Here is a 25,336-nt window from a genome sequence, read left to right on the forward strand (position 1 = left end):
TTTAAACTCGAAGGTTTCTCTGCCCCCCGGGCCGGTTTTAGCGAACCCATCACCGTCCAGCTCGGCCGTCATTACTTGCGGACGTTCAAGATCTGGTATTTCAGGGTTCCGGCAGGCACCTTAACCTCTACCACATCCCCAACCTTTTTCCCCAGGATTGCCCGTCCCACAGGGGATTCGTTAGAGATCTTATTGATCGCGGGATCGGCCTCTGCGCTTCCCACGATCGTGTATTCAATCTCATCGCCATACTCCAGGTCCTTTAACAAAACCGTAGATCCCACGGCAACAGTGTCCTCCGGTACGTCCTTGGTATCGATGACCCGGGCACGCCGCAATAACTTTTCCAGGGTAATAATCCTGCCTTCAATAAAGGCTTGTTCGTTTTTCGCCTCTTCATACTCGGAGTTTTCGGAGATATCACCGAACTCTATTGCCGTGCGGATTCGTTCTGCAATTTCCCGGCGCTTGACGGACTTTAAGAGGTGAAGCTCATCTTCCAGCCTCTTAATTCCATCTCCTGTTAGAAGCACCTCTTTTTCTGGCAATGCGATCTCTCCCTTGAGAAATAAAATTTAATTAAATCTTATGAGCCTCAGCCTTATTTTATTCGGCCCCGGCTCCAGGGTAAGGATACCGTCCCATGGAGTTGGGTACTCCTCTCGCAACACCTAACGGCGCCCGCTCTTAAACCCGCCATAAAAAAGGAGACAATGACATCCTTTTCGAATGTCCTTGCCTGCCCCGCTTACCAATAGATCCCTAAAGAACAACAAGCCCAGCCGAAAGCTGGACGTTTGACGGCTCTTTTTGCTTCTTTTACTGTTGCTGTATTTTACCGCTATTATAGAAATGCTCCGTTAATTTGTCAAGGGCTTGGGATGAAAGTTTTTGGAACACTTGCGGACCCTTTCCAGCTCCTCCGGAGTGAGGGCGCGCTCAAAGCTCCGCAGACCGGCAAGCCTGAAGCCGTGCTTGGCTCCCAGGCGGCTGATTTCCTCCACCTGAGCCACGGTGAGTTCCCGTCCCAGGGAATAATTTTCGCATCTCCCCTCCAGAGCCAGGATCATCGTCTCGGCCATGCAGGCGTATGAAGTCTTCGGGGGAAATCCGAAATTAAAATTGAATTCCACATCACCCGGAACCTCCACGACACCTCCCTCAATGACCAGAACATCAGGGCGCTCCGCAGCAACCCGCACGGAAACATCTCGCGGCCGGGCAACATCACAGACAACCGCTCCCGGCTTCAGGTCCTCAGGCTCAATAACAGTGTCCACAGCGGAGGTAACCGTGATTACCACATCAGCCCGGCGCAGGGCTGCTCTGGAATCGGTGGTCAGGCGGGCGGCCACCCCGGTTTCCTGAAGGATCTGATGGGCCAGGCGTTCCAGCCGCGACCGGTTTCTGGCCACCAGCGTCAGCTGCCCGACCTCTTTGGCGAGAATTCTGGCGCAGACGCTCCCGATGGATCCGCTGGCTCCCAGCACAGCTGCCTCAGCCCGGGACAGTTCGATCCCCATCAATTCCGCAGCCTTGCGCGTGCCCTCCAGAGCCATGGCCACAGTGAAGCTGTTCCCCGAAGTAACGGCGATATTCAGATTCCTGGCCACGGTAATCCCGGCATCCCCTACCACAGAGGTCATTGCGCCCAGACCGACGATCTCCGCCCCCAGCCTTTCGGCAATTTTTCCTGCTTCAATGATGCGCCGGATGACGTATTCCGTAGGAAGCTCCAGCATCTGGCGGGAGGTCAATGGGCAGATGATAAACCATCCTTCGGTTTCCGCATAAGGGGATCTCACCCCCCGGATCTGGGAGGCCTTATAGGCCGGAAAACGGCCGACAATCCATTCCGTCATCCGCTCCGGCAGGAGTTTGAATATTCGCAGCCTTTTGGTAATGTCCGTTATATCGATGGGGTGGATGATAAAGGCGAACCTGGTCATAGAGACTGCTCCCCCTCCATATTGTTCAGGACCTCCAAGCGCGGTTTTAGCTGCAGCCGGTCGAGCAGCTCACCGTAGTCCTCAGGGGTCACCTCATCGGCCTTCTTCCCCAGAATACTGATGAGAACCCCTTCCATCACATTCGTCCCAAAGGAACGCCCTTGAAGCTCCGGGGTTGTAGTTATCAGCACGGCAACGCCGCGCTCCCGAAGCATCTCCAGATCGTCTTTGGTCACAGTGTTAGTGATGATGATCTTCCCCGGCAGCTCCGGCGGCATATACTTTCTGATGAAATGAAAGTCACCGGCGATTATCTCATTTTCCCGGTAGTAGCTCTCATACTTCGTGGTCACACTCTCCTGTTTTTCCCCCGTAGGGTACAAATACTTAAAAGGGAGCTGGCTGATTACGGGGAGCAGCATCCAGGCGAGCAACCTCAATGCAGCAAGAGAACGGATCGGGATAGGAATACCCATAGCAAAGATTAAATCCCCATAGGTGGTCCGGCACCCGGCTTCCCAGAGCGCCTCGGCAATCCCGAAGCGGTCAACCCCGGAAACCACCAGGGCGCGCCTGCCGGCGAAAGTCCATCCCAGCTCATCTTGAAGATAGGTGATAACACGCCGCTCCAGGGTGTTCTTTAGTCCGCTCCCGTCCACAATGGGGGTGAGCCGGGCGGCAGAGGCAATTTTTTTCGCTTCCCTGATGGCGTAGCGCCGTCCTCCTGCTACGAGATAGAGATCGATCCCCCCCATTCCAAAGGCATCGACCTTTCCGTCCAGCTCGCGGATCATCTCGATGGCGCTGTTCATATCCCCATCCGTACCGATCCGCTCGATCAGGAACTTCTCTCCCAAGAATTCCGCTTCCACCCTGTGGTTGCGCTTGGAAGAACCAAGACTGATGCTGACAACATGCTTCACGACATCTCGCCCTCTCTTTTAATAAAATAATCATGAGACCTACTTCCCGAGTTTTAGTCAATCCTTTTGTACCGACAGAATGAGATCCCGCAGGTGGCCGGGATCCACATATTTGTCCTCAGTAAGCGGCGACTCCCCCAGAACGATGCCGATGACCTCCTTGTCGAGAAGAGCTGCGCTCCAGTTGATGCGCTGCCGTGACCCGATCAGGATGACCACATCATAGGTTCTGATCTCGGCCACCAACCGCATGACTTCGTTAAACAGCTGAAGACCCGACTTTTCCTGAACAAAACGCCAGCGCTCGGCGTTGGTCATGATCAGGCTGAAGTCCACCCCTGTTTCCTTGAGCAGCGACAGGATTTCCTCTTTATTCTTAACGGGAAAACCAACGACGGCCAGGCGCGCCCCTTTTCGAACCGCACCCAGGGTTTCCAGGCGCGAAACAAAGCTCCTGTCCACTCCGAAGCGCACGGCCACCTCCTGCTGGGAAAGGCCTTCGCTGCGGAGGGACATAATCCGGGCAACGGTACGGTTGAGCTTCTCCATGCTGATGAGCTTTTCTCCAATGCGATAAAATTCATTCACAGCTCATACGCCTTTCTGTGCACATTTTTGTGTACATTATTCTAACAGAGCATCGACTTTCCCGCAAGCTGTTATTGCACCACTTCCTGGTGCGCCCGGATTAACTGGCACGCAATTTGCTAGATCACTTTCGTAGAGATTGTGAAAATCAGCACATTCCACAACCGAAGAAGGAGGTAGCAATAATGGCAGTACACCTGCGTTTACCGAAAAAAAACATCCACCTCAAAATAGGAGGTCCCCGTGCTGAGCGGCAGAGCGATAAGAAGAAGCAATCCGCAAAACACTCCGTAGAGAAGGTTACCGCCACCGATACCGATGCCAACAGCAAAAAAGTCAAGCTCGAGTTTCCCTACGACGATCTTGAGCTGCTCTACCAGTACACTCTCAAAGAAATGGGAATCAAAGACCCCTTTGAATGATCGGCCTTCGAAACGCGCAAGACAGGCGCGCCAATTTTCCGGAATACCGTGCCGCAGTTTCGGAAGGTCTCCGGGAAGGCGGCAAACAACACCGATTACCATAAAGGCGCCCGCTCAATCCGGGCCGATTTAATCGCAGTAACTTCATTCCCGCAAAAACCAAAAGGGCCCGGATTTTTCGGCCGGGATTTTGTGAAATATTGCACTAATCCTTCTTCTGCAGCACAGCGGAAAAGGCTCCCGGCTATTAAACCCGCGGTTTTTGTGGTGTGCCGGAAAATGGATAAAGGGGGTGCGAAAAAGAGCGAGGTAGCAGAGCTGAGCGTCTAAATAAAACGGTTACAGCAGGCCTGTCAACATTCACAAACATTGGGAAGGGAGGTCAACCCTATGGAAAAAATCCTCACCGTCTGCCCGTACTGCGGGACGGGCTGCGGCCTCCACCTGGTCGTAGAAAACGGCCGCGTCACCGGTGTGGAACCGGATAAACTGCATCCTGTCAATGAAGGAGAGCTCTGCCTTAAAGGATACTTCGGCTTCGAGCACATTCACTCCGGGGATCGGCTGACAACACCTCTCCTCAAAAAGGAGGGCCGGTTCGTCCCTGTTTCCTGGGAGGAGGCTCTGGATCTGGTGGCAGCCAGGCTCACCCGGATCAAAGAAGAATCCGGCCCGGATGCCTTCGCCCTTTTCGCCTCGGCTAGAGCTACCAATGAAGAAAATTACATTGCTCAGAAGTTCGCCCGGGCGGTAATGGGCACCAATAATGTGGACCACTGCGCCCGCCTCTGACACGCCCCTACAGTCGCCGGTCTGGCGATGACCCTGGGCGGAGGAGCAATGACCAACTCCATCCCCGAAATCGGGGCGGAATCAGACTGCATTTTCATCATCGGTTCTAATACGGCCGAGTGCCACCCCCTCATCGCCCGCCAGGTAATTCGGGCCAGGGAACGGGGGGCCAGGCTTATCGTGGCCGATCCCCGCCGAACGGAGATGGCCAATAAGGCCGATGTCTGGCTGCAGGTGCCTCCGGGGTACAACATCCCCCTGCTCAACGGGATGATCAACATCATCATCGAGGAGAAACTGCACGACGGTGACTTTATCGCCAGCTGCACCGAGGGTTTTGAAGAGATGAAACAGGCGGCGGCGGAATGGACACCCAAACGCGTGGAAGAGGTGACCGGGATTCCGGCAGAGGATCTCCGAAAAGCCGCCCGCCTCTACGCGGGAGGAAAGGCGGCGGTGATCCTATACTGCATGGGGGTTACCCAGTTCAGCTTCGGGACCGGAACAGTTGTATCACTTTCCAATCTGGCGGCGATCACAGGCAATCTCGGAAGGCCGGGGACCGGGGTAGATCCCTTAAGGGGGCAGAACAATGTCCAGGGGGCGTGCGACATGGGATGCCTCCCCAACGTCTTTCCAGGCTATTTAAGCGTTACCGCTGCCGAGAACCGCGCCCGCTTTTCCAAAGAATGGGGTGTAGAACTCCCCTCAACCGTCGGCCTGAAAGTCTCCGAGGTGCCGGAAGCAATACTGGAAGGAAAGATCCGCGCCCTCTATATCTTCGGTGAAAACCCGGTGATGAGCGATCCGGACTGCGACCACTTCCGCAAGTCACTGGAACAGCTGGACTTTCTGATCGTCCAGGACATCTTCCTTTCAGAAACTGCCCGCCTGGCAGACGTGGTCTTCCCGGCTGCCTGCTGGGGGGAGAAGGACGGCACCTTCACAAGTACGGAGCGCCGGGTGCAGCTCGTACGCAAGGCAGTGGCGCCTCCGGGAGAAGCCAGGGAGGACTGGTGGGTCTTTAAGGAGCTTGCCGGGAAAATGGGATACCGCGGCCTCGACTACCTGCATCCCCGGGAAATCTGGGAGGAGGTCCGGAGAGTGGTACCGGAGAAATTCGGCGGCATCTGCTACCGGCGCCTGAACGAACAGAGGGGCATCCACTGGCCGTGCCCGTCGGAAGACCATCCGGGAACGCCCATCCTCTACAGTGGAGGCAAGTTCTCCACACCATCCGGCAAGGCGCAACTCCGCCCGGTAATTTTCGACCCGGTGCAGGTTCCAGAGGAAAAAACCAAAGCCTTCCCCGGCGCCCTCACAGGCAGCATCAAGGAACTGCCTGATGAGGATTACCCTTTTACGCTCACAACCGGGAGAAGGGTTTATCACTATCACACCGGGACTATGACCCGCCGGGCGGAGGTCCTGAACACCATAGGGACGGAGCAGCTCATCGAAGTCAATCCGGTGGACGCTGCCAGGATGGGGATCAAGGACGGTGACTTCGTGAGGATCGCTACAAGGCGCGGCTCCATAACCGCCAAGGCTTGGGTAACCGGCCGCGTCCCGGAAAAAACCCTCTTCACATCCTTCCACTTCTGGGAAGCCAATGTCAACGAACTGACCAACACCGCCAGGGATCCCGTAGCCGGAATCCCGGAGTACAAGGTCTGTGCAGCGCGGTTGGAGCGGGTCACCCCTGCCGAGGCGGCCAGCTCCTATAAGGAGAAAATGGAAAAGTATCGGCTCGACCTGGTACAGAAAACGAAGGAGGAACTGGAGCGGAAAGGAGGAGAGCAAAGATGACCAACACCTTTGTGATTGCCGACCCCGACCGCTGCCTGGGCTGCTACACCTGCATGGCGGCCTGCTCGGTGAACCACCGAAAGGAGGGGCTGCAGGCCCAACCGCGGCTCTTCCTCACCCACTCGGCGGTGGGGACTATGCCCGTCCAGTGCCATCACTGTGAAAACGCCCCCTGCTCTCTGGTCTGCCCGGTGCAGGCGATAACCATCGGCGATCAAGGGGTGCAGTTGAATGAGGGGCTTTGCATCGGGTGCAAGATGTGCGCTTACGTCTGCCCCTTTGGAGCGGTAACCGTGAACGGCACCAACCCACCGGCCCGGGAGGAACCCCTCTCCCTTAAGCCCTCCCTCCTCGATTGGGTTCCGGGGAAAAAACAGGTGGCCATCAAGTGCGACCTCTGCACCTTCAGCAGTGAGGGCCCTGCCTGCGTGCAGGCATGCCCTACCAAGGCCCTGCAGGTGGTGACCGGTGAGGACATGGAGGAGTGGAGCAAAATCCGACGCCTCCATGCGGTAGCCGACATGATGGCCTTAATCAAAGGAAGGGAGGTGCCTGAACGATGAACGCCCGAGAGCTCCTGCTGCTCGCCGTCTTCCTCTACCTGGCGGGAGGTTTCCTCGCCCTCCTCTGCAATGGGTACGGCCGGGCGGCCATCAAGATCACTGGGGGAACGGCATCGCTGGCCTCGCTCGCCGGAATCGCCTCCGCAGTTTTTGCCCTGGGCGGTGACCGCTTTCAGGTCGTCGCCCCGGGCTGGTTCCCCTTTACCGCCTTCGTTCTGAATATGGACGCCCTGGCCGGGTTTTTCGTGCTGGTGATTTCCCTGATCGGGACGGCGGCTTCCCTTTACTCCCTGTCCTATCTGGAGGAGTACGCAGACAGAAATCCCGGGGTTCTGGGGTTCCTCTACAACACCTTTATTGCATCCATGATTCTGGTGGTAACAGCGGGGGATGCCTTTTACTTCCTGATCTTCTGGGAGGTCATGACCCTCACCTCCTACTTCCTGGTGGTTTACGAACACAATCAGGCTTCTCTCAAAGCCGGCTTCCTCTACTTCTTGGTCGCCCACGCCGGCACCTGCCTGATCATGGCCTCTTTCCTGCTCTTCTTTGCCGCAACCGGGAGCTTCAATTTTTCCGCCTTTCGGGGGTGCGACCTGACTCCGGTCCTGCGGTCGTGCATCTTCATCCTCGCATTCATCGGCTTCGCCGCCAAAGCGGGGGCAGTACCTCTCCACTTCTGGCTGCCAGGTGCCCACTCCGCGGCGCCGTCCAATGTTTCCGCACTGCTGTCCGGGGTCATGATCAAAACTGCCGTCTACGGGATCATTCGCGTCACGGTAGACCTTTTAGGCCCTGGGCCCATCTGGTGGGGGGTACTCATTCTGGCTTTGGGGGCAGTCTCGGCATTCCTGGGAATTGCCTATGCTCTGGCACAGCAGGACCTGAAAAAACTGCTGGCTTACAGCAGCGTCGAGAATATTGGAATCATCCTGATGGGTGTAGGACTGGGGATCACCGGACTGGCCCTGGGAAAGCCTGTCCTGGCTCTCACCGGCCTGCTGGCCGGCCTCTACCACCTGATCAACCACGCATCCTTTAAAGGGCTCCTCTTCATGGGAGCAGGCTCTGTGCTCCGCAGCACTCATACCAGGGATCTGGAAAAGCTGGGAGGTCTGGCCCGCTTGATGCCTCTCACCGCCCTCCTCTTTTTGACCGGAGCCATCTGCGTGTCCGCCCTCCCGCCTTTAAACGGCTTCGTCAGCGAGTGGTTTGTTTACCAGTCCCTCTTTAACCTGGGGCTCGAAGGCGGTTTTACAGGTAAACTGCTGGCACCCCTTTTCGCCGTTGTGCTGGCCATGACCGGAGCTCTCACCGCCATGTGCTTTGTCAAGGCCTACGGGATAGCCTTTGCCGGCCCGCCCAGGAGTGCAGAGGCTGAGCAGGCCAGAGAGGTCCCCTTCTCTATGATTGCCGGGAAGGGCGTGCTGGCAATCTCCTGCCTGATACTGGGCATCGGAGCGCCCGCGGTAGCGCCACAGCTGGCGGCCGTAGCCGGAGAGTTCATCCCTGGCGGGCCCGTCGCCGTGAATGCCGGTCTGGCCGTTCATTCGGGCAGCGCCGTTCAGGGTCTGGTATCACCTCCCCTGATCGCTCTACTCCTGGTCGGTTCGCTCCTCCTGCCGCCGCTGCTGGCAGCCTTCGCCGGGGGCGGCGTACCGGCAGGGCGGAAGGACCCCTCACCCTGGGCCTGCGGATACGGCTACAGGGCGGAGATGTCCTGTACCTCGCGCTCCTTCGCCCAGCCCCTCCAGGTGATCTTCCAGCCGTTTTATCTGGCGCGCACGGTCTTGAAGGAGTCAGAAGGCGGCTATTTCCCGCTTCGCCTCACCTACAACGTCCAGCTCGACGACCTCTGGGAGCATTACCTGGGTCGCCCCTTGGTGAAATGCGTCCAGGGGATCAGCAGCGGCCTGCAGGCCCTGCAAATGGGGAACGTCCGCCTTTACTGTTGCTATATCATCCTGGTTCTGGTAATTCTTCTAACCGTGACCAGCATTTAAGGGGGTGAAGGCAGTGTTCGACGTCAATCTTTTTCTCCTGGGAATCCTGCAGGCGGTCTTTGTGGTCCTGGCGGCTCCCCTGCTGGCAGGCTTCGCCAGGGTGCTGCGGGCCAAAATGCATTCGCGGACGGGCCCTCCCATCCTGCAGTACTACTACGACCTCTGGAAGCTGCTGAAAAGGCAGGATGTCAGTCCGGCCCCGGCGACCTGGGTTTACCGGTTGACACCCTACATAGTTTTTTCCTGTGCCTTTTTAATGGCGATGATCGTCCCCATGGTGACGCTCGAGGCTCCCTTGGGCTATGCCGGGGACCTCATCGTGGTCATCTACCTGCTGGCGGCAATCCGCTTCTTTACGGCCCTCTCCGGGATTGATTCCGGGAGCGGCTTTGCCGGAGTGGGTTCCATCAGGGAACTGGCCCTATCGGTTCTGGTGGAGCCGGCTCTGATCCTGGTGCTCCTGATCATGGCCCTTTTCGCTGGCTCCACAAACCTGGGATCTATCAGCCTGATGATCGCCCAGGGAGAAATCCCCTACACATCCCCGGCGGTCTGGCTGGGAATGGCAGCCCTGGCCGTGGTCTCCTTCGTCGAAATGGGAAAGCTCCCCTTCGATCTGGCGGAGGCAGAACAGGAGCTGCAGGAGGGGCCACTCACCGAATACTCGGGGCGGCGCCTGGCCGTTCTGGAATGGGGCCTCTTTATGAAACAGGTCGCTGTCGCCTCCCTCTTCCTGGCCGTCTTCTTCCCCTTTGGGAGCGCGGCGAGCCTTTCCCCACCGGCGGTCATGGCCGGCCTGGCATTCTTCCTGATCAAGCTGGCGGTCTGCTATTTTCTCGCCGCCGTCGTCGAAAACTCCATGTGCCGGCTGACCATCTACAAGGCACCCGGAGCAACCTGGGTCGCCTTAGGAATAGCCCTTCTGTCCTTCGTCTTTTACCTGGTTGAGATTTAGGAGGTGAACCTGGTGACAGGAGTCGATATCGTCAACTCCCTGGCCGTGCTCTTGATTATAACGTCACTGCTGGTTGTAGAGAGCCGAAGCCCCCGCCTCTCGGCCCATCTCTACAGCCTGCAGTCTCTGGTGCTGGTGCTGATCTTTATCTCTCTGGCGGTATTCATGGAAGCCACCCCTCTCTACATCTGGTCGATCACCGCCCTGCTCACCAAGGTGATTCTGGTGCCCTTAATCCTGGTACGGGCACTGCGCAGAGTGGGGGACGAAGGGGAACCGGGGACGATTTTGAGCCCGGCGGCCTCCGTCCTGACGGCGGCCATCTTCGTGGGGCTGGCCTTCATCATCGTGACCCCCTTTCACAACGAGGCCATTTTGAAGCTGAAACCCGCACTGGCCGTCTCCATCGCCCACTTCCTGCTGGGCCTGCTCTGCATCCTCACCAGGAGGAATGCGGTCAAGCAGATTCTGGGTTACTGCCTGATGGAAAACGGGTCCCATCTAACCCTGGCCTTCATGGCCTACAACGCCCCGGAAACGGTGGAGATCGGTATTCTGACAGACGCCATTTTTGCCGTTCTGATCATGTGCATCATCACGAAAGGCCTCTTCCGGGTCACCGGCACCCTGGACACGGACAGGCTGACTTCACTCAAGGGATGATTTAAACCGGGCTGTTGGTGACAAGAAGCACCGGCTGGCAAGTTCAACCGGTATCGTGAAAAATAAAGGTAAAAAGTTTTTAGACTGATGATTATCGGAACCGGCTCTTCGAGCCCTCGATAGCCAACGTTTGGCATCCCAGATCCATTAACAGGGTAGGTGAACAAAAATGGATGAGAATATCCTGATCTGGCTTCTGGCATTCCCGCTCGCCCTCTCCCTGATCACCTTCCTCATCCGGGCCGTCGGGTGGCGGTCGCAGCGGGTACCGGAAGTTCTGCACCTGGGCGGGATCATCATCGTGCTGGCGCTGATCTTGAAAACGGCGTTCCTGATCTATTCCGGAGGAGAGCTCTCCGCACTCGCAGATCTGTTCTACGCCGACCGGCTCACCGCGGTCTTCCTGCTGGTGATCGGGGTGATGGGCTTCTTAAACGGGCTCTATTCCATCGGTTACCTGAGATACGACCTGGCCGGAGAGGAGTTGGGTGTTGACTCCTGCAGCACCTACTACGGATTTTTCCATCTCTTCCTCTTCACCATGCTTTTCACGGTCCTCTCCAACAACATCGCCCTGATGTGGGTGGGGATCGAGGCGACAACACTGGGTTCGGTCTTCCTGGTAGGCATCTACGGGCGCAGGGAGTCCCTGGAGGCGGCCTGGAAGTACATCCTCATCTGCAGCGTGGGGATCGCCTTCGCTCTTTACGGAACAATCCTCATCTACGCCGGATCCTTCAACCTCCTCCAGAACGCCCACAACTCCATGCTCTGGACGGAAGTGGTGAAGTCCGCCGGAATGCTCGACCCTCAGGTGGTCAAGCTGGCCTTCGTCTTCATCCTGATCGGTTTCGGCACCAAGGCAGGATTGTTCCCGATGCATACCTGGCTGCCCGATGCCCACAGTGAGGCTCCCAGCCCGGTGAGCTCCCTGCTCTCCGGGGTACTGTTAAAATGCGCCCTCTTTGCCATCATCAAATACTACATGATCGCCGCCAGGTGTCTGGGGCCGGACTTCCCCCGGTTGCTACTGCTGATTTTCGGCATCCTTTCGATAGCCTGCGCCGCCTTCCTGATCTTTGCGCAGCGGGATTTAAAGAGGATGTTCGCCTACAGCAGCATCGAAAACATCGGCATCATCGCCATCGGCCTGGGGATCGGCGGCCCTTTAGGGGTCTTCGCCGCACTCCTGCACACGATCAACCACAGCATTACCAAGTCCCTGCTCTTCTGCACCTCCGGGAACATCCTGATCAAATACGGCACCCGTGACCTTAAGGCAATCAAGGGGGTGTTCCGGGCGGCGCCCTTAACGGCATTTTTCCTGGGAAGCGGCGCCCTGGGGATCGCCGGCTGCCCTCCGCTCAACATCTTTATCAGCAAACTGCTGACCGTAAGCGCCGGCATCCAGGCAGGGTACCTCTGGCCGATGCTTCTGTGCCTGGCCCTGCTGGTGGTGGTCTTCGCCTCCTTTCTCCGCCTCATCGGAGAGACCCTGTTCGGGGAGCCCCCCGAGGGGATGGAGAAGGGGGATGTCAACTGGATAACCCTGCTGCCCATAGCCCTCCTCTTCCTGCTGATGCTGGCCTTAGGGGTCCATACCCCGGAGCCGCTGGCGGAACTGCTGGAAGGAGCGGCATCCCTTGTTACGGGAATTTAAAGTGAAAGCCTTACGGTAATATGTCAAGATCCAAGGACCAAAATTTCTAAGAAAATTTTCTAAAAAAGCGCATACCAAACTAAGCTTGTTTCCAGAGGTAAATGGAAAAAAGCAACATAAATGGATTATTGGTTAAGAGACAATAGTCAGGTGGGTGATATGAATGCTGCTCCATGCACTGTAGCGTCTTATCCGTTGTGGTCTTTCGGGATAAACCCTACTGGACGGTCGATACTACGGTATTATGAAGCTGTTGCTATTAGCAGAAGAGCCACCCGACAGACTAAACCTAAACCACCTTTCTCTGCCCCTGGGGCACGTATAGTTGGTTGCTGCGTAGCAGAGCATCAACCACCCGCACGAGTTTACGTGCGGTCAGAACCAAAGCACGGCGATGGTGGTGAGTGGAACTCTCTTTAAACTTACGGGCATAGAACTCGGCAAACCTGGGGTCCCATTTACGCACGCTGTCGGCGGCCATTACAAAGTAATAGCGCAGGTACACATTGCCGGTTTTCGTAAGCGGCGTGTCATCGGCTTCAAACTCGCCTGACTGGTGTTTCCGCCAGGTGAGGCCGGCAAACTTGGCGACTGCCTTCTCGTTGTCGAACCGGTGGATGTCGCCGATCTCGGCGATTATTCCGGCGGTACAGACAGGCCCCATGCCCGGCATCGACTGCAGAGTGTTCGGAAAGTGTGACAGTTCTTTCTCAATCGCCTTGTCAATACTCTTGACCTGCTGTTCCAGGGTACGGATGGTCTGCAAACTGGTGGCCAGGATCAGGTTCACCGGCTCCAGGAGGCTTCCGTGCAGCCTGTAAGCGCAGGCTGCGGCATGCTTTAAGGCCTTGGCCGTAGCTTCGGGGTTGGAGAAATGACTCTTTCCCTTCTCCATCAGGAAGTCAATTAACTCATCAAGCGGTCGTGCCGCAATCTCTTCCGGAGAAAGGAACTCGGTCAGGATCGCCTCCGAGGTGGCCCCGAAGATGTCGCTCAGCACCTTGTCCTGGCAGATGGTATTGAACTTCAGGAACAGGTTGGTCAGGAAGTAGTTCTTCTCCCGAGTGATGGTCTGGATCAGGTGGTAACGGAACCTGGTCAGCCGCTGGAGGGGCAGGTAGCGGAAGTCCACCTGGCAGCTCTCGGGCAGCCGTCCGAACCTGAGCCGGTCGGCGATCACCAGGCAGTCGAACCAGTCATCCTTTGGAATATCGACGTACTGTTTTCTGAAGTTGGCGATCACCTTGGGATTGAAGACGTACACCTGGGGGTGAAAGGAAGCCAGCAAAGGCTCACCGGCCAGGCGCATCTGCAGGTGCCAGCCATAGACAGAGGTGGACTCCATGCCGATCCGCAGGGAATCAACTTCGTTGGCGCCGCAGATCTCCACCAGGTACTTAACAAAGGACTCTGCACCCGGATCGTCGTTCTTGCAGCGAATGCGCTTGGCGATCTCCTCGCCCTCTGCGTCGAACATCCGGGCCTTGAAATCTTTCATGCTGACATCGATACCGACAAACAGTTTCATCAGTTTCACCCCCTCCCAGGGAGGAATTGTGCAAGATTATGCGGGGTCCCAGGCACCATAACCGGTCAACAGCCTCGCCGGAAACAACGCTTTCCTGTCAGGACCTTGTTCTATCCAACCTGCTACCATTGGACAGGATCTTGACAAGTTGCGCAACTTACGTGTCAGGGGTACAGGTTATGGGCTGGGGGTCAGGCTTTCTAAGAGGTCGGACCTCAAGGAGACAACACCTACCCAGAACATAATCTCACGACTACATTTTGCCTGGAACACCGCCAAAAGTGAATACCCAATTTCCAGTTGTCAAGGAGCATTTTTGATCCAAGCCGGGCTTCTTTTAAGGGCTGGATCAATTGGTGTTACAAAAACTATCTTACGAGGAGGCTGTTCAATGAATCCTCAAACCGAGCCTGTGAAGAGCAACGGGAAAAAAGAAGAGGTCGAATCCCTGCGCAGCGGCTTCGGCCAAGCAATATTAGATGAAACCTGGCAGACCCCCGACCAGGTCACCCTGACCGTGGACCTGGACTACCTGCCGCAGGTGGTGGCCGCTGCTTACTACCGGCTGGGGGGCTGGCTGTCCTCCGTCATCGGGAATGACGAACGCCGGCTCAACGGAGCATTCGCCCTCTATTATGTTCTGTCCATGGAGCACGAGCGGCCCGAAGAAAACTTCTGGCTGACCATCAAGGCACTCGTCCCACCGGAGAAACTGGAGTTTCCTTCGGTAACCCCGCTGGTCCCTGCAGCGGCCTGGTACGAGCGGGACGTTCGCGACCTTCTGGGGATCCACCCTGTGAACCACCCGGACCCGCGCCGGCTGGTGCTCCCTGACGACTGGCCGGACGGCCTCCATCCCCTGAGAAAGGATGCGATGGACTACCGCTTCCGCCCCGAGGCGGCCACGGACGAGGAAACCTACGAGTTCGTAAATGTGGAAGGTGAGGGGATTATGGAGGTCCCCCTCGGCCCCCTTCACGTAACCTCCGACGAACCCGGCCACTTCCGCCTCTTTGTGGACGGAGAAACCATCGTCGACGCCGACTACCGGCTCTTCTACTGTCACCGCGGCCTGGAAAAGCTGGCGGAAAACCGCATGGATTACGATCAGGTTCACTTCCTGGCGGAGCGCATCTGCGGAATCTGCGGCTACGCCCACTCCATCGCCTACACCACGGCGGTGGAAAGGGCCATCGGGCTGGAGGTGCCCGAGCGTGCCCGCTACCTGAGGACGATCCTTTTGGAGGTGGAGAGGCTCCACAGCCACCTTCTGAACCTGGGGCTGGCCTGCCACTTCACCGGTTTCGACAGCGGCTTCATGCAGTTCTTCCGGGTGCGGGAAAAGGCCATGAGAATAGCCGAGATCCTCAGCGGAGCCCGGAAAACCTACGGAGTGAATCTGATCGGGGGTGTCCGCCGGGATATTCTCAAGGAGGAAAGAGACCAGGTGGTCGACCTGCTGGCAGAGTGCCGCCGGGAAACGGATGACCTGATCGCCATCCTGCTGAACACACCCAACCTGCGCAAGAGGACGGTGGGAGTCGGGGTACTGGATCGAAAGGTCGCCCGGGACTTCAGCCCGGTCGGCCCCAACGTCCGGGGTTCCGGTTTTCAACGGGACACCAGGAGCGATCACCCCTACCTGGCCTACGACAGCATCCCGTGGGAGGTCGTCACCGCGGAGGGATGTGATGTATTCTCCCGCGTCCTGGTCAGGGCGAAGGAGGTCTACGAGACCTTCAACATCATTCAACACTGCCTGCAGGAGCTGCCGGGCGGCCCGGTGCTTGTCGAGGGGTTCACCTACAAGCCACACCGTTATGCCCTCGGCTATGTCGAGGCACCCCGCGGAGAGGACATCCACTGGGTGATGACCTGTGATAACCAGAAGCTCTACAGGTGGCGGCCGCGGGCATCAAGCTACAACAACTGGCCGGCGATCCGCTTCATGCTGCGGGGGAACGCGATCTCCGACGCCCCCCTCATCATAGCCTCCATCGACCCCTGCTACTCCTGCACCGAGAGGGTAACGGTGGTGGACATCAAGAAAAAAAAGGCCAAAGACATTTCTTATAAGGAACTGGAGCGGTACTGCATCGAGAAAAAGGACTCTCCTCTTAAGGGATAGAGTTTTTGGGAACCGGCAGCAGAGAGCCGGTAGGCAAGAAGGGTTCTATCGAAAGGAGGGCTATCCATGATCAAGCTTCTGAGAAAGGTGCTCCAGGTAGGGGAGGCCACGGAGAAGTACCCCTTCACCCCGGCAACGGTCTCCCCGGGGATGCGCGGCAAGCCGGAATATCACTTTCAGTCCTGCATCTCCTGCGGCGCCTGCGCCGGAGCCTGCCCCGCCAACGCCATCACCCTGGAAAGCGACCCGGACCTGGGCACCAGGAGGTGGGCGATCTTTTACGGCCGCTGCATTTTCTGCGGTCGCTGCGAAGAGGTCTGTCCAACCGGGGCCATCACCCTCTCCCAGGATTTCGAACTGGCTGCCGTGAACAGGGATGATCTGATCACGACGGCGGAGTTCCGGTTGACCAAGTGCCGGGCATGCGGACGCTTCTTTGCCCCGGCAAGGGAATTGACCTACCTCTTAACGTCCTTGATGGAAAACGGCCTGCCCCTGGAAGAAGCGGAAGAAAAACGCCGCCTTCTGCGAACCTGCCCGGAGTGCAGGAGGAAAATCAGCATCTGTAACTTAAGGAAAGCCACGACAGGCCTCACCGGAAAGGGGGTGACGAGATGAACACGGCAGAACAAACCGGAGCAGCCCAGCAGGAGCAGATAGAGGCCCTCAAAGCGAAACTCCTGCATGACATCAGGCGCTCGGTCTACGTCTACCGCATCGACTGCGGGGGATGCAACGGGTGCGAGATCGAGATCTTCGCCTCTCTTACCCCTCTCTTTGACGTGGAGAGGTTCGGAATCAAAGTCGTCCCCTCCCCCAGACATGCCGATGTTCTCGTCTACACCGGCCCCATGACCAGGGCTATGCGCCTGCCGGCCTTAAGGGCCTACAGGGCCGCCCCGGACCCCAAAATCGTGGTGGCCTACGGGGCCTGTGGCTGCAGCGGGGGGATCTTCCACGACTCCTATGCCGTTTGGGGGGGAGCGGAGAACCTCTTCCCGGTGGATCTCTATATACCGGGCTGCCCCCCAAGCCCCTATGCGACCATCTACGGCTTTGCCACCGTTTTGGGGTTGCTGGAGCAGAAAATCAGGGGGCAGCAGCACAGGGAATCGGAAGAAGAAAAGGGGGTCGAGTTAACCGTTCCTGCCGGGATCAACCCGAACTTGCGCAAAGAAATCGAACGCACCGCCCGGCGCCTCTGCGGCTACTGGCAGGGGAAAAGAATCGCCGCCGACTACTTCAAACTGCTGGCGGAATCCCCGGATGACGTTCTCGATTACCGGCTGGAGGGGTACCTGAGCAGAAAAGGGGATCCGCGTCTGACAGAAGTCTACAGAGCCATTCACCGGATCTACAGGGAGTGGGTGAACAGCCGTGCCTGAAACAGTCGAATTCTATCGGCTCAACCGGAAGTTCGTCGACAGCGGGGAAGCATCCCCCAGCTCGGAAAACCTGATCTACCATTCCCTGGCTCTGGGACATCACATCGGTGTGCTCGACTGCTTCCAAAAGGCGCTGGTGATGCCGGAAAAAAGCTTCAGCCGCCTTACCGCCGGCCTTCCCCGGAGCGAAGGCCGGCGCAAGCTGGAGGGCATTCTGAAATGGAGGGAGATCGAAATCAGATCAGAGCAGGCAGGACCACTCCTCAGGGAAGTGGAACAGGTCGTCCCCACACTGCCACCTGAGGATAAAAAGGGAGCGCAGGAGTTCTGCGACCTGCTGCGCCTGATGGAAAAGGAACCGACGATCTACCTGGTGGTGAGGTTGACGTGAAAAAGCTGGTGCTTACCGTTGGCAACGAACTGATGGGCGATGACGCCGCCGGCCCGCTGCTGGCAAAGCTTCTTGAGAAAAACCCGTTGAGCAACTGGGAGGTCATCGACGGAGGAACAACTCCGGAAAACTACCTTTACCGGATAAGGGAGATGCGGCCCGACCTGGTGCTGGTTGTGGACGCCGCAGACATGAACCTCCCTCCTGGGAGCATCCGTCTCATTCCTCCGGAGGCCATCGGGGAACACCTGCTGATGACCACCCACAACCTCCCCCTGACCTACCTGATCAGGGCGCTGAGGGAGTTCGTTCCCCAGGTCTACCTGCTGGGAATCCAGCCCCGGGATGTGCTGTTCGGGCTCCCCGCCTTCATCGGGGTAAAAAAGGCAGTCGCCACCGTCTACGAAAAGCTGAAGCAGGGCGATCTGAATTTCGACACCCTCTAAATCCCCATTCATATAGCGGCGGTTCCCCCCCCCGTTAACTGGAACCGCCGCCTTTTTTATTCACAAGATTTCCTGAAGGATCGCGGCGCCACCGGTCGGCTGCCGCTCTTGAAGAGAAATGCCGCAGGTTTTTACATGATAGACCACCATGCCGCCAACGGCGGCACCAACAGAGGAACGAAAAAAGGGTTTATCCTTGTCCCGCAGCGACCTGACGGAGGTTGTTACTCGCCCTTGACGAAGGAGCAGCAAACGGCAGCCGAATCGAGACAGGATGTCGAGATAGGCGACTCTGCGGCAGGGCCGTCATAGGAGCCGGTCGGCCGCTTATCTATTGACGGGATTTAGTTTAGGGCGAGTTAAACGGAGTCCGGGAGCAAGCGTAAAGGATGACACGTAATTTTCAGGGTAGTCTGCTCTTACAAATACATACGCTCCGGTTTTACATTGGTGCTACCGGACTCATGGTTCGGAAGTGTTTCAAAAATCCGGCGCATCCATTCCCTGATGAAGTGGGTTAATATGGCAGGTGTCGTTGAGGCGACAGATGACGTAACGGTCGGGATGAAACTCGATGATGTTGACGGCGCAGGTGTCCTGCTTGATCTCCCAGAAGTGGGAGTTGTCCAGACCGAGGAAGGCCAGCAGCAGGATCTTGTTGATGACGCGGTGGCTGACGGCCACCACGTTCTGCCCCCTGTGGCGGGCGGCGATCTCCTCTAAAGCGGCCACCGCCCGCCGGCGGGCGTCATCCAGGCTCTCTCCACCTTCGAAGCGGACGGCGTGGGGCCGGGATACCCACTGCCAGTAAACATCCGGGTAGCACTCCCTGACCTCCTGATGGCTGAGGCCCTGCCAGCTCCCGTAATCCAGGTCGTTCAGTCCTTCAACGATGACGACCGGCAGCCCGTGCGGCCCGGCGATGATGCGCGCCGTCTCCCGCGCCCTGGAGAGGGGGCCGGCATAAACCGCTGCCAGCTGCACACCGGCCAGCGCCCGCGCCGTCAGCCGGGCCTGCTCGATCCCGCGCTCGCTTAATTCCACATCAATCCGACCCCGAAAAACCTCTTCCCGGTTCCACTTCGTTTCCCCATGCCGCACCAGGAACAGCCTCATGTCAAGACCTCCAGTCGTAAAGAGTATGGATATGCAGAATCCTCCAATTTGAGTGTATAGCAGCTGAAACGATCTGGCAATACCTGCTACCTGAACGGCCGGATCCGGGAAGAGTACCTCTCACCTCTTGCACCACAATAACACCGATATTATTAATGTCAGCGGAATTGCCGCTTACATGCCGAAACATCACCCGAAAGGCAGGGCAGCGGCTGTGGTGTATGAGCAGGCTAGCCCGATCCTTGCTGGCAATTTTTTGCTATGATAGCATGTTATCAGGATGAGCAGTATCCCTTCCAGGATGTGGATAACGTAGTCACTTTCCCGCCTCTTCCCGGCCTGGCGATCGACCTGGAAACCCTATTGTAAAGCCCTGGCCGGGTAAAGCACTTCCTTTCATTCACTAAAGTTCAGCGATGAGGTCGCCCATCCGGGAAATGTCATAGGTGCCCATCCCCTCCACCTCCCTGCGGAAATCCGGAGAATGGAGGATGGACAGAATCGCCCGGGCGAAGGGCTTATTCAGGTCCTCCCGGCGGATCACCAGGTCGTAGCGCTCCTTCTGCAGGGGGATAAAGTCGATCCCCTTCACCTGCCCGGCCACCGCCTCGGCACCGAGTCCCACATCGGCCTCTCCACGGGCGACACAGCTGGCCACCGCCAGATGGGTCATTTCCACCCGCTCGTAGCCCCGCACCAGGTGCCGGTCGAGGCCCAGCCTGCGCAGCTTTTCATCCAGCAGGACGCGGCAGCCGGAACCGGGCTCCCGATTGACAAACCGGATACCGGGTTTGACCAGGTCGGTCCAGCCGGTGATCCCCAGGGGGTTCCCCCCGGCCACATAAAACCCAGCGGTGCGGTAAACCAGGTTGTAGACGACAACCGGTTGGCCGGGGAGAATGCGCCTGATGTAAGGAATATTGTATTCGTCCGTGTCACCGTCCCAGAGGTGGCAGGTGGCCACATTCGCCCTGCGGTGATAAAGGGCGAACAGGCCGTTGCTGCTCCCGCTGTGGTTGCGCAGGCAGCTGCACCCTGGGAGCACCCTCTCCAGGTGCCTTTCCAGAATGTCCAGGACGGCATCCTGGCCGCAGATGATTACCGGCTCACGGGACGGGGCCAGGGGAGAGGGTGCTCCCGCGGCGGCCGGTCCCCCGCCGGTTGGCGGCGCTACCCCGGGAGCAGGCTGTACCCCTGAGAAATCATCCCGCGCCCTCCATTTAAAGGCCTCCAGGTCGGAGGCCTCTACCCGTACCTTACGCCCCACCCGGTAAGCTTTCAGTTCTCCCCGCTTGATCAGTTCGTAGACGGTATAGCGGGAGATCTTGAGGAGTTCGGCCACCTCTCTGGGGGTATAGGAAATATCACCCGGCATTTTCGTTACCCCGTTCACGTTTATTTTATGATTGATTTTAATTATACCAAATATTATAATAACATCTAATAATAGTTATATTAGTTTATGTTTGTTTGCGTTTGTTTATGTTTGGTGGAGATGTTGTTCCCCAGCTTCCTCCCCCGCAGCCGACCGGCCGTCGAGCCGGAATGCAGGAACCACTTCGCGGTGGCAGTGGGGAACGATGACAAGGGATGGAAATTATAAGTCAGGGCCGTCCCCTGTGACTCATTCAGACACTCCGAGCCGGACCGCCTAAACCGGCGGGCATGGCGGCCGGCCGCCAGGGTGTAGCTGGAAACGGCTGCGCCTCCCGTTTGGAAAGGAGTGAAGAACAATGCAGCATGTCTTTCTCTGACCAGCACGGTACTGCTGTCGTCGGAGCAGGCTCTTGCCCCGACAGCGCGGCTGGTCTTCTATTTTACCCTTGTCATGAATCCAGGAGATGCCGGCCACTCCAACCAGGGCATCCAGCAACAACAAAATTGCCACTGCCGGAGGAGGTCATTTCGCGGACGAGCTCAGGCCGCAGCCAGCCGGTTATGTGAAACCAGATATCACCGATACCCCCCGGATGCCTGTAACAGGAAGCCGTTCAAGCATCGTGGTCCATTCCCGGTACCAGGCCACCCTGCCGGTGATCGCCTTCATCCCTTCCTTTGCCTGGGGGCACTACCCCCGGCTCTCGGTGAGCTGCTCACCGTTCTGGTGGCCGAAATTACGGGAAATGGAGAAAGTGGCGTTTATTATAAGGCTAGCGTAACAAATAAAATAACAAAGGAGCGTGAACTTTATGAAAGCTCATTTTTTGAAAAAGCTGGCTGCAGAAGCGCTGTTGGCGCTGCTGGTGGTATTGGCGGCAACGGGATGTGGCCACCAGAGCGGCACCGGCAAGCCGAGCACCGGGGTGCCGCAGAAGCAGAAAGAAGTTATCGTCTCGGCAGCCATCAGCCTGAAGGACGCTCTGGAGCAAATCAAAAAGAATTACACCGAGAAATACCCGGAGGTGAAGCTGACCTGCAACCTGGGCTCCTCCGGCAGCCTGCAGAAACAGATCGAGCAGGGAGCCCCGGCCGACCTGTTCATTTCCGCCGGAGCCAGCCAGATGGACCAGCTGGCCGCCAAAGGGCTGATCGATACCGCCAGCAGGATTACCCTCTTGGGCAACGAGCTGGTACTGATAACTCCCCAAAACGGCCCTGAGATCAGGGATTTCAGTGATCTGGCCGGCCCGGCGGTAAAGAAGATCGCCCTCGGACTTCCGGATACAGTACCGGCCGGCAAGTACAGCCAGGAAACCCTGGTCAACCTGAAGCTGTGGGACCGATTGCAGCCCAAACTGGTCATGGCCAACAATGTGCGCCAGGTGCTCACCTATGTGGAAACCGGGGATGTGGACGCCGGCTTCGTCTACCGCTCCGATGTCCTGGCGGGTAAAAACATCCGTGTTGCTCTGACAGTACCGGACAACCTGCACAAACCCATCGTCTACCCGGCGGCGGTGCTGAAAAATGCCCGCCAGAAGGATGAGGCCAGGAAGTTCTTAAACTACCTCGCCTCACCGGAGGGGATGCAGGTCTTCGAAGAGTACGGCTTCAAGTCGGGAAAGAAGTAAGGAACATACGCTGGTTGTTGCCGCCGGGGGAGGTTTGAACATGCTTGATGAAAAAATCCTGATACCAGCACTTTTATCCCTCAGGGTTGCCGTGCTGGCAGTGGTGCTGGCCTTCATCGCCGGGGTACCCGTGGCCAGGTTGATGGCCGGCCGGGACTTTCCCGGCAAGGAGGTGGTTGAGGCAGTCCTCACCCTCCCCCTGGTACTCCCACCTACAGTGGTGGGGTTCGGTCTCCTCTTCCTCTTCGGCAAGCACGGCCCCCTGGGCCTGCTACTGGAAAAGTTATGGGGAGTATCGGTGGTCTTCAACTGGTGGGGGGCGGTGGTGGCATCTACAGTGGTGGCCTTCCCCCTCCTCTACCAGACTGTCCGGGCGTCCTTCCAGTCGGTGGACCGGAACCTGGAAAACGCCGCCCGCACCCTGGGGGCCGGGGAATGGCGGGTCTTCTGGACCATCAGCCTACCCCTGGCCTGGCCGGGGCTGGTGGCAGGGACGGTGATGGCCTTCGCCCGAGCCCTGGGGGAATTCGGGGCAACCTTAATGATCGCCGGCAACATCCCCGGCCGGACCCAGACGGTGCCCCTGGCCATCTACGCCGCCACCGAGTCCGGAGAAAACCGCATCGCCCTGGTCCTGGTGGGGATCATGACCCTCCTCAGTTTCGTCTTTATCCTGGGGGTCAACCTCTGGAGCAGGCACAGGTTAAAGCGCTGGACCATAAAAGAGAAACTGCCCCGGAGCTGAGCCATCCCCGGCTGGGATATACCGCTCGGAACAGCCGAAGCAAGCCGTTTTCCTGCCCGGACAAGGTCAGAAACAGGTTCTGATAATCCTGTTCAGACCAGTCAAAAAAGCTTATTTCCCAAGGAATAGGGTGACTGCTTATGGAAAATCTCTTGACCGTAACCATTGACAAGCAACTCCCCTCCTTCCGCCTCCGGTTGAATCTCCGGGTCCTGAATGAGTTTCTGGTGGTGGTTGGGCCCTCTGGGGCCGGAAAAACCACTTTTCTGCAGTGTCTCTCGGGGCTGCAGAGGCCGGAGCGGGGAGAGATCGTATTGAATGGTCGGGTGCTCTTTTCGAGCGCCAACAGGATCAATCTTCCTCCCAGGCTCCGCCAGGTAGGATACGTCTTCCAGGATTACGCCCTGTTCCCCCACCTGACCGTGGAGCAGAACGCCGCCTACGGTATGAAAAAGCGGCGGAACGGTCTGGAGGTACAGGAGATGCTGGAAATGCTGCAGATCAGCCATCTGGCCAAGCGCTACCCGGGACAGATCTCAGGCGGCGAACAGCAGCGTACCGCCCTGGCCCGGGCGCTCCTGGCCGACCCGAAACTCCTGCTCCTGGATGAGCCCCTCTCCGCCCTGGATCACGAAACCAGGATCAAGCTGCGGGGAGAGCTAAAGACCCTGCAGCGGCGCTGGGACATCCCCTTCATTCTGGTCACCCACGACCCGGAAGAGGCAGCCGTCCTGGGGGACCGGGTGGTGCGTCTGGAAAGGGGAGAGGTGGTTTGGATCTCCACCACCAGGAAACGCCCTGACTGTACAATCAGGCATGGATAGAAAAAATCCGCCCACGCTGAATTATTCTTCAGGGACCTCCTCCTAAAGGAGGTGGGCTTCCTCTTTCATTAAGAAAAGCTTACGCGGAGGTAGGGGTTGCTCCCCAGTATCCGCACAGCGGCCTCCCTCTCCGGAGGCTTGAGCTCGGGCGGGTCCAGCCCTGCGGCCTGATTGGGGCTCAGGCCAAGCCCTTTCCTCAGAATGACAAGTGCGGCGTTTACGTCCCTGTCGCCTTTCCATCCGCACTCGCACTCAATTACCCAGGGGAATTCGTTCCCCTCTACTTTATCGTGAAATACAGCATAATTACTCTCAAATCTGCTCCGGCTGGTTCCCGTCGTTGAAGATGCCGTCCCGGACGAGTGCCATGCCCGCTTCAGGCCAGCTCCAGGCGAATATAAGCATCACGAAATCAACCCCGAAGGGAAAGGCGTGCGATGGAATTCCCTTGTTCCGGGTCTTTTTTCTGCGGCGGTGGATGCGGAAGGCTGACCTTTCCCTGCCCGGAGCAAACCGGCCGCCTTTCGCATAAGGAGAACCTCCACATCACACAATAAGATTACACAATAAGATGAGGAGGTCAGCCAATGCCGGTACTAAAAGACAAGGTAGCCATAGTTACGGGAGGCAGCTCCGGGATCGGAAGGAGCATCGCCCTTCTATTCGCAGAAGAGGGTGCGCGCCTGGTCGTGGCGGACATCCGGGAGAACCCCCGGGAGGGGGGCAAACCCACCCATCTGGAAATCCAGGACAAGGGTGGGCAGGCCATCTTCCAGCCGACAGATGTCAGTAAAATCGACGACCTGAAAAAGATGGTGGACAAGACCGTTGCCACCTACCAGCGCCTGGACATCCTGGTGAACAACGCCGGGATCTTCATGATGAAACCCATCACCGAGGTGACGGAGGAAGAGTACGACAGAATGATGGCCATCAACGTCAAGGGAACCTACTTCGCCGCCAAGTTTGCGGCCGAAGAGATGCTGAAGCGCGGCATTAAGGGGACGGTCATCAATCTCTCCAGTATCGCCGGGATCAACGGGTTTGCAGAGGCCACAACCTACTGCACATCGAAGGGAGCGGTCACCAACCTGACAAGAGCGCTGGCAGCGGAACTGGGGTCGAAGGGGATCAGGGTCAATGCCATCAACCCCGGAGTGATCGCCACTCAGATGACCCAGGTCGATGTCCCCGTCGTTGGTAAGTTCGAAGTGCCCTTAAAGCGGGACGGAAAAACCGAAGAGATCGCCGCCTGTGCCCTCTTTCTGGCCAGCGATGCCGCCTCTTATGTCACCGGAATCAACCTGGTCGCCGACGGCGGCTACACGGCTGTCTGATCAAAGGCCACCGTCTCCGGTGGCCTTGCCCATTCCTTAAGACAGCTCTTCTTCCCTCTGCTATAAGCTTTTTTCGTGCCGTACCTCTTGCCGCCGCC

25 protein-coding genes and 1 riboswitch are annotated in these 25,336 nt (G+C 57.8%); of the genes, 18 read left to right on the forward strand and 7 right to left on the reverse strand.

Annotation, left to right across the window (positions count from 1 at the left end; genetic code table 11):
* Positions 1 to 71: 71 nt before the first annotated feature.
* From greA to TPH_RS13005, 4 genes are all read right to left on the reverse strand, one after another.
* On the reverse strand, positions 72 to 548 hold the full coding sequence (greA, locus tag TPH_RS12990; protein WP_015051649.1) for a transcription elongation factor GreA: 477 nt from the start codon (positions 546 to 548) through the stop codon (positions 72 to 74).
* A 312-nt stretch (positions 549 to 860) separates the two neighbouring features.
* Positions 861 to 1,949: a shikimate 5-dehydrogenase gene (locus tag TPH_RS12995; protein ID WP_015051650.1), complete on the reverse strand. Its 1,089-nt coding sequence runs from the start codon at positions 1,947 to 1,949 to the stop codon at positions 861 to 863.
* Positions 1,946 to 2,872 carry a hypothetical protein gene (locus TPH_RS13000; RefSeq protein WP_015051651.1) on the reverse strand — a complete coding sequence of 309 codons (927 nt, stop codon included), beginning with the start codon at positions 2,870 to 2,872 and terminating at the stop codon, positions 1,946 to 1,948. Before TPH_RS13000 ends, TPH_RS12995 begins: the two co-directional genes overlap by 4 nt.
* A 57-nt stretch (positions 2,873 to 2,929) precedes the next feature.
* Positions 2,930 to 3,460, reverse strand: coding sequence for a helix-turn-helix domain-containing protein (locus tag TPH_RS13005; protein ID WP_015051652.1), 531 nt, complete (start codon positions 3,458 to 3,460; stop codon positions 2,930 to 2,932).
* Between the two features lie 185 nt (positions 3,461 to 3,645).
* On the opposite strand from TPH_RS13005, the gene TPH_RS13010 reads away from it, so the two are divergent.
* The 7 genes from TPH_RS13010 to TPH_RS13050 all read left to right on the forward strand — a co-directional run bounded on the left by TPH_RS13010 (position 3,646) and on the right by TPH_RS13050 (position 12,327).
* Positions 3,646 to 3,882, forward strand: a complete 237-nt coding sequence (locus tag TPH_RS13010) for a hypothetical protein (RefSeq protein WP_015051653.1) — start codon at positions 3,646 to 3,648, stop codon at positions 3,880 to 3,882.
* A gap of 390 nt (positions 3,883 to 4,272) precedes the next feature.
* Positions 4,273 to 6,483, forward strand: coding sequence for a formate dehydrogenase subunit alpha (gene fdhF / locus TPH_RS16245; RefSeq protein ID WP_081578687.1), 2,211 nt, complete (start codon positions 4,273 to 4,275; stop codon positions 6,481 to 6,483).
* Positions 6,480 to 7,046, forward strand: a complete 567-nt coding sequence (locus tag TPH_RS13030) for a 4Fe-4S dicluster domain-containing protein (RefSeq protein ID WP_015051656.1) — start codon at positions 6,480 to 6,482, stop codon at positions 7,044 to 7,046. The genes fdhF and TPH_RS13030 overlap by 4 nt, the downstream gene beginning before the upstream one ends.
* Positions 7,043 to 9,049, forward strand: coding sequence for a hydrogenase 4 subunit B (gene hyfB / locus TPH_RS13035; RefSeq protein ID WP_015051657.1), 2,007 nt, complete (start codon positions 7,043 to 7,045; stop codon positions 9,047 to 9,049). The genes TPH_RS13030 and hyfB overlap by 4 nt, the downstream gene beginning before the upstream one ends.
* Positions 9,050 to 9,062: 13 nt before the next feature.
* On the forward strand, positions 9,063 to 10,004 hold the full coding sequence (locus TPH_RS13040; RefSeq protein WP_015051658.1) for a respiratory chain complex I subunit 1 family protein: 942 nt from the start codon (positions 9,063 to 9,065) through the stop codon (positions 10,002 to 10,004).
* A gap of 12 nt (positions 10,005 to 10,016) precedes the next feature.
* Positions 10,017 to 10,667 (forward strand): hydrogenase 4 membrane subunit, encoded by a 651-nt coding sequence (gene hyfE / locus TPH_RS13045; protein ID WP_015051659.1) that lies wholly within the window; start codon positions 10,017 to 10,019, stop codon positions 10,665 to 10,667.
* 169 nt (positions 10,668 to 10,836) lie between these two features.
* Complete coding sequence (locus TPH_RS13050) at positions 10,837 to 12,327, forward strand: hydrogenase 4 subunit F (RefSeq protein WP_015051660.1); 1,491 nt, start codon at positions 10,837 to 10,839, stop codon at positions 12,325 to 12,327.
* 289 nt (positions 12,328 to 12,616) lie between these two features.
* Here TPH_RS13050 and TPH_RS13055 read toward each other — a convergent pair whose 3' ends face one another.
* Complete coding sequence (locus TPH_RS13055; RefSeq protein ID WP_015051527.1) at positions 12,617 to 13,855, reverse strand: IS110 family RNA-guided transposase; 1,239 nt, start codon at positions 13,853 to 13,855, stop codon at positions 12,617 to 12,619.
* A gap of 391 nt (positions 13,856 to 14,246) precedes the next feature.
* Between TPH_RS13055 and TPH_RS13060 the strand changes: the two genes are divergently transcribed.
* The 6 genes from TPH_RS13060 to TPH_RS15490 all read left to right on the forward strand — a co-directional run bounded on the left by TPH_RS13060 (position 14,247) and on the right by TPH_RS15490 (position 18,517).
* Positions 14,247 to 15,983 (forward strand): hydrogenase large subunit, encoded by a 1,737-nt coding sequence (locus TPH_RS13060; RefSeq protein ID WP_015051661.1) that lies wholly within the window; start codon positions 14,247 to 14,249, stop codon positions 15,981 to 15,983.
* Between the two features lie 66 nt (positions 15,984 to 16,049).
* Complete coding sequence (locus TPH_RS13065) at positions 16,050 to 16,601, forward strand: formate hydrogenlyase complex iron-sulfur subunit (protein WP_015051662.1); 552 nt, start codon at positions 16,050 to 16,052, stop codon at positions 16,599 to 16,601.
* Positions 16,598 to 17,368, forward strand: a complete 771-nt coding sequence (locus TPH_RS13070; RefSeq protein ID WP_015051663.1) for an NADH-quinone oxidoreductase subunit B family protein — start codon at positions 16,598 to 16,600, stop codon at positions 17,366 to 17,368. The genes TPH_RS13065 and TPH_RS13070 overlap by 4 nt, the downstream gene beginning before the upstream one ends.
* A complete protein-coding gene (locus TPH_RS13075; RefSeq protein ID WP_015051664.1) occupies positions 17,361 to 17,759 on the forward strand; it encodes a formate hydrogenlyase maturation HycH family protein in 399 nt (132 codons plus the stop codon). The genes TPH_RS13070 and TPH_RS13075 overlap by 8 nt, the downstream gene beginning before the upstream one ends.
* Positions 17,756 to 18,205 carry a hydrogenase maturation peptidase HycI gene (gene hycI, locus TPH_RS13080; protein ID WP_015051665.1) on the forward strand — a complete coding sequence of 150 codons (450 nt, stop codon included), beginning with the start codon at positions 17,756 to 17,758 and terminating at the stop codon, positions 18,203 to 18,205. The genes TPH_RS13075 and hycI overlap by 4 nt, the downstream gene beginning before the upstream one ends.
* Before the next feature lie 135 nt (positions 18,206 to 18,340).
* On the forward strand, positions 18,341 to 18,517 hold the full coding sequence (locus TPH_RS15490; RefSeq protein ID WP_155990800.1) for a hypothetical protein: 177 nt from the start codon (positions 18,341 to 18,343) through the stop codon (positions 18,515 to 18,517).
* A 168-nt stretch (positions 18,518 to 18,685) separates the two neighbouring features.
* Here the strand turns inward: TPH_RS15490 and TPH_RS13085 are convergent, their stop codons facing one another.
* Both TPH_RS13085 and TPH_RS13090 read right to left on the reverse strand, forming a co-directional pair.
* Positions 18,686 to 19,321 carry a histidine phosphatase family protein gene (locus tag TPH_RS13085; RefSeq protein WP_015051666.1) on the reverse strand — a complete coding sequence of 212 codons (636 nt, stop codon included), beginning with the start codon at positions 19,319 to 19,321 and terminating at the stop codon, positions 18,686 to 18,688.
* Positions 19,322 to 19,724: 403 nt separating this feature from the next.
* Positions 19,725 to 20,696 carry a helix-turn-helix transcriptional regulator gene (locus TPH_RS13090; protein ID WP_015051667.1) on the reverse strand — a complete coding sequence of 324 codons (972 nt, stop codon included), beginning with the start codon at positions 20,694 to 20,696 and terminating at the stop codon, positions 19,725 to 19,727.
* Positions 20,697 to 20,944: 248 nt separating this feature from the next.
* A riboswitch (molybdenum cofactor riboswitch) is annotated at positions 20,945 to 21,061 on the forward strand.
* Between the two features lie 101 nt (positions 21,062 to 21,162).
* Between TPH_RS13090 and TPH_RS13095 the strand changes: the two genes are divergently transcribed.
* The 5 genes from TPH_RS13095 to TPH_RS13115 all read left to right on the forward strand — a co-directional run bounded on the left by TPH_RS13095 (position 21,163) and on the right by TPH_RS13115 (position 25,238).
* Positions 21,163 to 21,480, forward strand: coding sequence for a hypothetical protein (locus TPH_RS13095; protein ID WP_028991284.1), 318 nt, complete (start codon positions 21,163 to 21,165; stop codon positions 21,478 to 21,480).
* A gap of 30 nt (positions 21,481 to 21,510) precedes the next feature.
* The gene (gene modA / locus TPH_RS13100) at positions 21,511 to 22,332 is read left to right on the forward strand and encodes a molybdate ABC transporter substrate-binding protein (protein ID WP_015051668.1); all 822 of its coding nucleotides are present in this window, start codon (positions 21,511 to 21,513) and stop codon (positions 22,330 to 22,332) included.
* A gap of 40 nt (positions 22,333 to 22,372) precedes the next feature.
* Positions 22,373 to 23,077, forward strand: a complete 705-nt coding sequence (gene modB / locus TPH_RS13105; protein WP_015051669.1) for a molybdate ABC transporter permease subunit — start codon at positions 22,373 to 22,375, stop codon at positions 23,075 to 23,077.
* Positions 23,078 to 23,217: 140 nt separating this feature from the next.
* Positions 23,218 to 23,901: an ATP-binding cassette domain-containing protein gene (locus tag TPH_RS13110; RefSeq protein WP_015051670.1), complete on the forward strand. Its 684-nt coding sequence runs from the start codon at positions 23,218 to 23,220 to the stop codon at positions 23,899 to 23,901.
* A gap of 587 nt (positions 23,902 to 24,488) precedes the next feature.
* Positions 24,489 to 25,238, forward strand: a complete 750-nt coding sequence (locus TPH_RS13115) for an SDR family NAD(P)-dependent oxidoreductase (protein ID WP_015051671.1) — start codon at positions 24,489 to 24,491, stop codon at positions 25,236 to 25,238.
* Positions 25,239 to 25,336: the final 98 nt, after the last annotated feature.

It is taken from the genome of Thermacetogenium phaeum DSM 12270 (assembly GCF_000305935.1).
Lineage (GTDB): Bacteria > Bacillota > DSM-12270 > Thermacetogeniales > Thermacetogeniaceae > Thermacetogenium > Thermacetogenium phaeum.